The sequence below is a fragment of the Paraburkholderia sp. genome, assembly GCF_034668105.1.
GTDB lineage: Bacteria > Pseudomonadota > Gammaproteobacteria > Burkholderiales > Burkholderiaceae > Paraburkholderia.
Map to the genome: position 1 here is coordinate 1 of NZ_JAXDPY010000029.1, position 5,360 is coordinate 5,360.

The following is a 5,360-nucleotide window of genomic DNA, read 5'->3' on the forward strand; positions in this document are numbered from 1 at the left end:
GGAGAACGCGGTGAAATCTGCATTCGCGGGCCGCAGGTAATGGCTGGCTACTGGAACCGTCCCGACGAAACCACGAAGGTGATGACGCCGGACGGCTTCTTCAAATCCGGCGACATTGGCGTGATGACGGAAGAAGGTTTCGTGAAGATCGTCGATCGCAAGAAAGACATGATTCTTGTATCGGGCTTCAACGTCTACCCGAATGAAATCGAGGATGTGGTGGCGAAGCACCCCGGTGTGTTCGAGGTAGCGGCGGTCGGTGTGCAAGACGCGGAGGCGGGCGAAGTGGTGAAGCTTTACATCGTGAAGAAAGACCCGGCGCTCACCGAGGCGGACATTCTTGCATTCTGCAAGGAACAATTGACTGGCTACAAGCGCCCCAAGATCATCGAATTTCGCAACGAACTGCCGAAGACCAACGTCGGCAAGATTCTGCGACGCGTATTGCGCGACGAAATGACGCGCGCGGGATGAAGCGGGCGTGCCACGCGCCTGCCGGCGTGGGCACGCTCTGCAGCGCTGCGCGATTCGGGGTACATTTACGTCCTCGACATCACGCACTAAGGAGTTCACGATGCGCCTGCTTCACACCATGCTCCGGGTCGGCGACCTGGACCGTTCGATTGCGTTCTACAACGACTTGCTCGGAATGAAATTGCTGCGCCGGCAGGACTATCCGGAAGGCAAGTTCACGCTTGCCTTCGTCGGCTATGAAGACGAACGCGACGGCACTGTTCTCGAATTGACGCACAACTGGGACACGCCGTCGTACGAGCTCGGCAACGGCTTCGGGCACCTCGCCGTCGAAGTCGACGACGCGTATGCCGCTTGCGACAAGATCAAGGCACAAGGCGGCAAGGTCGTGCGCGAAGCCGGCCCAATGAAACACGGCACCACCGTGATCGCCTTCGTCGAAGATCCGGACGGCTACAAGATCGAGTTCATCCAGAAGAAAGCGTGACGTAAGCGGCGGGGCGACGACAAGCAATGACTAACAACAATCCCTACTTCAAAGAACTTGGCGACATCCACGCCGAAATCCAGGCGCTGTTCGACGGCTCCGCGGATCACGGCGTGCTGGATCGCATCATGGCGCGCTTCGCTCCGCAATTCACGCTGGTCATGACATCCGGTATCGCACTGGACCACGCGGGCGTTCGCGAGATTTTCGCGAAGCTGAACGGCGCGCGTCCGGGCTCGCAAATCTCGATCCGCGACATGGAGATCGTGTCCGAGTATCCATCGGGCGCGGTGGTGAAATATCGCGAGTTTCAGCGCGACAACACGGGCAATGCGAACGTGCGGCGCTCGACAGCGGTGATGGATCTGGACGCGCACGGCAAGGTGACGTGGCGTCATCTGCAGGAAACCTTCTGCACGGCATGAGCCTTCTCTGGGGCTCGGAAGATCGGCGCTTCGGGTCGAAGCGCCGCCTTCAGATCTTCATGCCTTCATGCAGGGTCGTCGTTCGGGTGGTTGACTGAACGACTCAAAGAGCGGATCCAATAGCCGGACAACGCAAAAGCCGCAGGATCCGATAGCGCTAAAGCGTCGGCAGCAATTCCGGCGGATGCGACTTCAATGTTTGCCGCGCTTCGCGGAACTCCGGAAAAATCGATTCGACCGTCTGCCAGAAGCGCGGGCTGTGATTCATCTCGCGCAGATGCGCGAGCTCGTGCGCGACGACGTAATCGATAATCGACAGCGGGAAGTGGATCAGCCGCCAGTTCAGACGAATTTTGCCGTCGCTCGAACAGCTGCCCCAACGCGTGGCCGCTGAAGAAAGTGCATACGCACGATAGTTGACGCCCAGCTTCTCCGCGTAGATCGCGAGGCGCTCGCCGAACAGGCGTTTCGCTTCGCCTTGCAGCCAGCCTTGCACCCGATCCTTGATCTGCTGAGGGTCGGCTTGCAAAGGCAGCGGCACCTGCAATGCGGCTTCGTCCGCATTGAACGCGAGCATGCCTTGTGGCGAACCGAGCTTCACACGCACCGGGTGACCGAGATACGGCACTTCCGCGCCATCTTTCCAGTCGACCTTGGGCAACGCGCGCTGTTCGACACGTGTTTGCCATTCGATCAGCTTCGTAAAAATCCAGCGCTGCTTTTCGGTGATCGCGGTTTCGATATCGGCGAGCGTGACCCAACGTGGTGCGGTAATCATCAGGCCGGTACTGTCGATCGCAAAGCCGATCGAGCGGCGTGCCGAGCGCTTGAGCGCATAGTGCAGCGTGCGCGAACCGATGGCGAGGCTGCGCAGTTTCGTACCGTCGGGTGCGAGCGGCACGGTGGACTGCTGCCCGCTCTGCAAACCCGAAGGCGCGGAGGGCGTTGGGGACGACGACGTCGACCCCGGCTCGGCGAAGAGCGGGAGATCGAGTTGCCGGTTATCGAGCGCCACAGCGGGCTGCGACGTAGGAGACTTCTGCATCGGATTCGGCTTCGCGCAAATGCGCCTTCGAGGGCGCGGGCGCGTCAGATTGGTGCGGCGGCGGAGCTGCTATCCGCCGCGCGGTACGCGGTAGGATCGATGCGACGCATTTCAGCTTCGATCCACTGTTCGACGCGCGTGTTGACTTCATCGGGCGTGAGCCCCGTCGTCTCGATCGGCTTGCCGATCGACACTGTGACTATACCCGCATATTTGAGAAACGAGTTGCGAGGCCACACACGTCCGGCGTTGTGCGCGATCGGCACGACCGGCGCGCCGGTGGCAATCGCGAAACGCGCGCCGCCGGTTTTGTACTTGCCTTGCTTGCCGGTCGGCGTACGCGTGCCTTCCGGAAACATGATCACCCAGGCGCCTTCCGCCATGCGCGCCTTGCCTTGCCTGATGACGGAGTTGAACGCATACTTGCCTTCCTTGCGGTCGATGTGAACCATCTTCAGCATGCCGAGCGCCCAGCCGAAGAACGGCACGTACAGCAGTTCGCGCTTGAAGACGTAGCACAGCGGCCGCGGCATCAACGCTGGAAACGCCAGCGTTTCCCATGCCGATTGATGCTTGGACAACAGCACGGCCGGACCTTCGGGCAAATTCTCATAGCCTTCGATCTTGTAGCGGATGCCGTTCAGCCAGCGCACCGTGTTGAGTGTGGCGCGGCACCAGCCGGCCGCCATCCAGTAGCGATTGTCGGCGCGCATGAACGGAAACGCGATGAAGCACGCGGTCGCATACGGCACCGTGAACAGCACGAAATAGATCAGCAGCAGCAAAGAACGAATGAAGCGCATCGGCGTGGTCTGTGAGGGTTAAGGACGCGCTCGGCGCGCATCACTCGTGATCGTCGGAAAGAAAATCGAGCGCGAATGCGCGCAGGTCGTCGTGCACCTGGGTGCCTTCGGGCAGGCCGCCGGCTTCGAGAGTCTTGCGGCCCTTGCCGGTCAATACCAGATGAGTCGGAAAGCCGAGTGCCGCGCCCGCTTGCAGATCGCGCATCGCGTCGCCGACCACCGGCGTATGTTCCGGATCGACTTCGAAACGTTCGGTGATCATCTTCAGCATGCCGGGCTTCGGCTTGCGGCATTCGCAGTGATCCTGCGCCGTGTGCGGGCAGAAAAACACCGCGTCGATACGTCCGCCGACCGCCGCCGCCATGCGATGCATTTTCAGATGCATCGCATTGAGCGCGTTCATGTCGAAGAGACCGCGGCCGATGCCCGACTGATTGGTCGCGATCGCCACGCGATAACCCGCCTGGTTCAGCCGCGCGATCGCTTCGAGCGCGCCCGGCAGGGCAACCCATTCGTCCGGCGACTTGATGAACGAGTCGGAATCGACGTTGATCACGCCGTCGCGGTCGAGAATCACCACTTTTTTGGTCGGCATGGGGCGGCGCTCAGGCGGCGAGTCGGGAAATGTCGGCGACGCAATTCATCTGCTGATGCAGCGCGCCGAGCAAGGCCAGACGGTTGGCGCGCAACGCCGGATCTTCGGCATTGACCATCACGTCGTTGAAGAACGTGTCGACCGGTTCGCGCAACGCGGCGAGCGCGGTGAGCGCGCCCGTGTAGTCGCGTGCGGCGAGTTGCGTTTGCACACGCGGCGCGACTTGTTCCAGTTGCGCGTGCAGGGCCTTTTCCGCCGCTTCGGTCAGCAGCGTGACCTGCACGCCCCCGGTCGTGGCGCTTTCCGACTTCTTCAGGATGTTCGAGATGCGCTTGTTGGCCGCCGCGAGCGAGGCCGCTTCCGGCAGCGCCGCGAATTCGCGTACCGCATCCAGACGCGCGACGATGTCGTCGAGGCGCGACGGGTTCAGGGCCAGCACCGCGTCGATTTCGCCCGGCGCGTAGCCACGCTCGCGCAGCAAACCGCGCAGACGGTCCATGCTGAAGTCGTAGATAGCCTGCGTGGAATCGGTGACGCCCGGCACGGCGGCGAAGGTCGCGTAAGCCGCGCGCAGCAGTTCGATCAGGTCGACCGGCAATTGCTTCTCGACCAGGATCCGCAGCACGCCAAGCGCATGACGGCGCAGCGCGAACGGGTCTTTCTCGCCGGTCGGTTGCAGGCCGATGCCCCAGATGCCGACCAGCGTTTCGAGCTTGTCGGCGAGCGCGACGACGGTGCCGGTTGCGGTGGTGGGCAGTGCGTCGCCGGAGAAACGCGGCTGATAGTGTTCCGAGCACGCGAGCGCGACCTCTTCCGGCTCGCCGTCGTGGCGCGCGTAGTAGGTGCCCATTGTGCCTTGCAGCTCGGGGAATTCGCCGACCCTGTCGGTGATCAGATCGGCTTTCGCCAGACGCGCGGCGCGCTTGGCCAGCGCTACGTTCCCGGCAAACAGCGCGTGAATCTCGCCGGCCGCCTGATGACCCTGTTGACCCACTTCGATCATCGACGCAATCGTGCCGGCCAGTGCTTCCAGCCGCTCGACGCGTTGCAGCGCCGAGCCCAGCTTGTTGTGATACACGACGTTCGCGAGCAGCGGCACACGGTCGGCGAGCGGCTTCTTCTTGTCCTGCTCGAAGAAGAATTTCGCATCCGCGAGACGCGGACGCACCACGCGCTCGTTACCTTCGACAATATCGCCCGGCGTTCTGGTTTCGATATTCGACACGATCAGGAAGCGCGAGCGCAGCTTGCCGTTCGCATCCGTCAACGCGAAGTATTTCTGGTTCGTCTGCATGGTCAGGATCAGGCATTCCTGCGGCACTTGCAGAAATTCGTCCTCGAAACGGCAGGCGTACACCACCGGCCACTCGACCAGCGACGTCACTTCGTCCAGCAGCGGTTCCGGCATCACGACCTGATCGCCTTCGGCTTGCGCGAGCAGATGCGTGCGGATGGTCTCCTTGCGGTCGGCGAAACTCGCGACCACGCGGCCCTTGTGCATCAGCGTGTCCGCGTACGAATCCGCGTGCTG

7 protein-coding genes are annotated in these 5,360 nt (G+C 62.1%); 3 read left to right on the forward strand and 4 right to left on the reverse strand.

From position 1 onward, the window contains the following. The 3 genes from QOC89_RS01465 to QOC89_RS01475 form a co-directional block, all read left to right on the forward strand. The coding region (locus QOC89_RS01465) for an AMP-binding enzyme (protein ID WP_416340324.1) at positions 1-474 on the forward strand (474 nt) is incomplete at its 5' end. A 100-nt stretch (positions 475-574) separates the two neighbouring features. After that, entirely contained in the window at positions 575-961 is a 387-nt protein-coding gene (gene gloA, locus QOC89_RS01470) for a lactoylglutathione lyase (protein ID WP_179736147.1), read from the forward strand. Between the two features lie 26 nt (positions 962-987). Beyond that, positions 988-1,386 carry a hypothetical protein gene (locus QOC89_RS01475; RefSeq protein WP_323043392.1) on the forward strand — a complete coding sequence of 133 codons (399 nt, stop codon included), beginning with the start codon at positions 988-990 and terminating at the stop codon, positions 1,384-1,386. Between the two features lie 157 nt (positions 1,387-1,543). Here the strand turns inward: QOC89_RS01475 and QOC89_RS01480 are convergent, their stop codons facing one another. The 4 genes from QOC89_RS01480 to glyS form a co-directional block, all read right to left on the reverse strand. Next, entirely contained in the window at positions 1,544-2,431 is an 888-nt protein-coding gene (locus QOC89_RS01480; protein WP_323043393.1) for a SprT family zinc-dependent metalloprotease, read from the reverse strand. A 44-nt stretch (positions 2,432-2,475) separates the two neighbouring features. After that, a complete protein-coding gene (locus tag QOC89_RS01485) occupies positions 2,476-3,234 on the reverse strand; it encodes a lysophospholipid acyltransferase family protein (RefSeq protein ID WP_323043394.1) in 759 nt (252 codons plus the stop codon). Between the two features lie 40 nt (positions 3,235-3,274). Continuing rightward, positions 3,275-3,829 carry a D-glycero-beta-D-manno-heptose 1,7-bisphosphate 7-phosphatase gene (gmhB, locus tag QOC89_RS01490; protein WP_323043395.1) on the reverse strand — a complete coding sequence of 185 codons (555 nt, stop codon included), beginning with the start codon at positions 3,827-3,829 and terminating at the stop codon, positions 3,275-3,277. A gap of 10 nt (positions 3,830-3,839) precedes the next feature. Beyond that, positions 3,840-5,360, reverse strand: a 1,521-nt coding sequence (gene glyS / locus QOC89_RS01495; protein ID WP_323043396.1) for a glycine--tRNA ligase subunit beta, incomplete at its 5' end; no start/stop codon positions are given.

What these genes read in the sequence shown, in the direction of transcription:
- gmhB (WP_323043395.1), bottom strand. Translation starts at nt 3,829, where the DNA reads ATGCCGACCAAAAAAGTGGTGATTCTCGACCGCGACGGCGTGATCAAC.
- gloA (WP_179736147.1), top strand. Translation starts at nt 575, where the DNA reads ATGCGCCTGCTTCACACCATGCTCCGGGTCGGCGACCTGGACCGTTCG.
- QOC89_RS01485 (WP_323043394.1), bottom strand. Translation starts at nt 3,234, where the DNA reads ATGCGCTTCATTCGTTCTTTGCTGCTGCTGATCTATTTCGTGCTGTTC.
- QOC89_RS01480 (WP_323043393.1), bottom strand. Translation starts at nt 2,431, where the DNA reads ATGCAGAAGTCTCCTACGTCGCAGCCCGCTGTGGCGCTCGATAACCGG.
- QOC89_RS01475 (WP_323043392.1), top strand. Translation starts at nt 988, where the DNA reads ATGACTAACAACAATCCCTACTTCAAAGAACTTGGCGACATCCACGCC.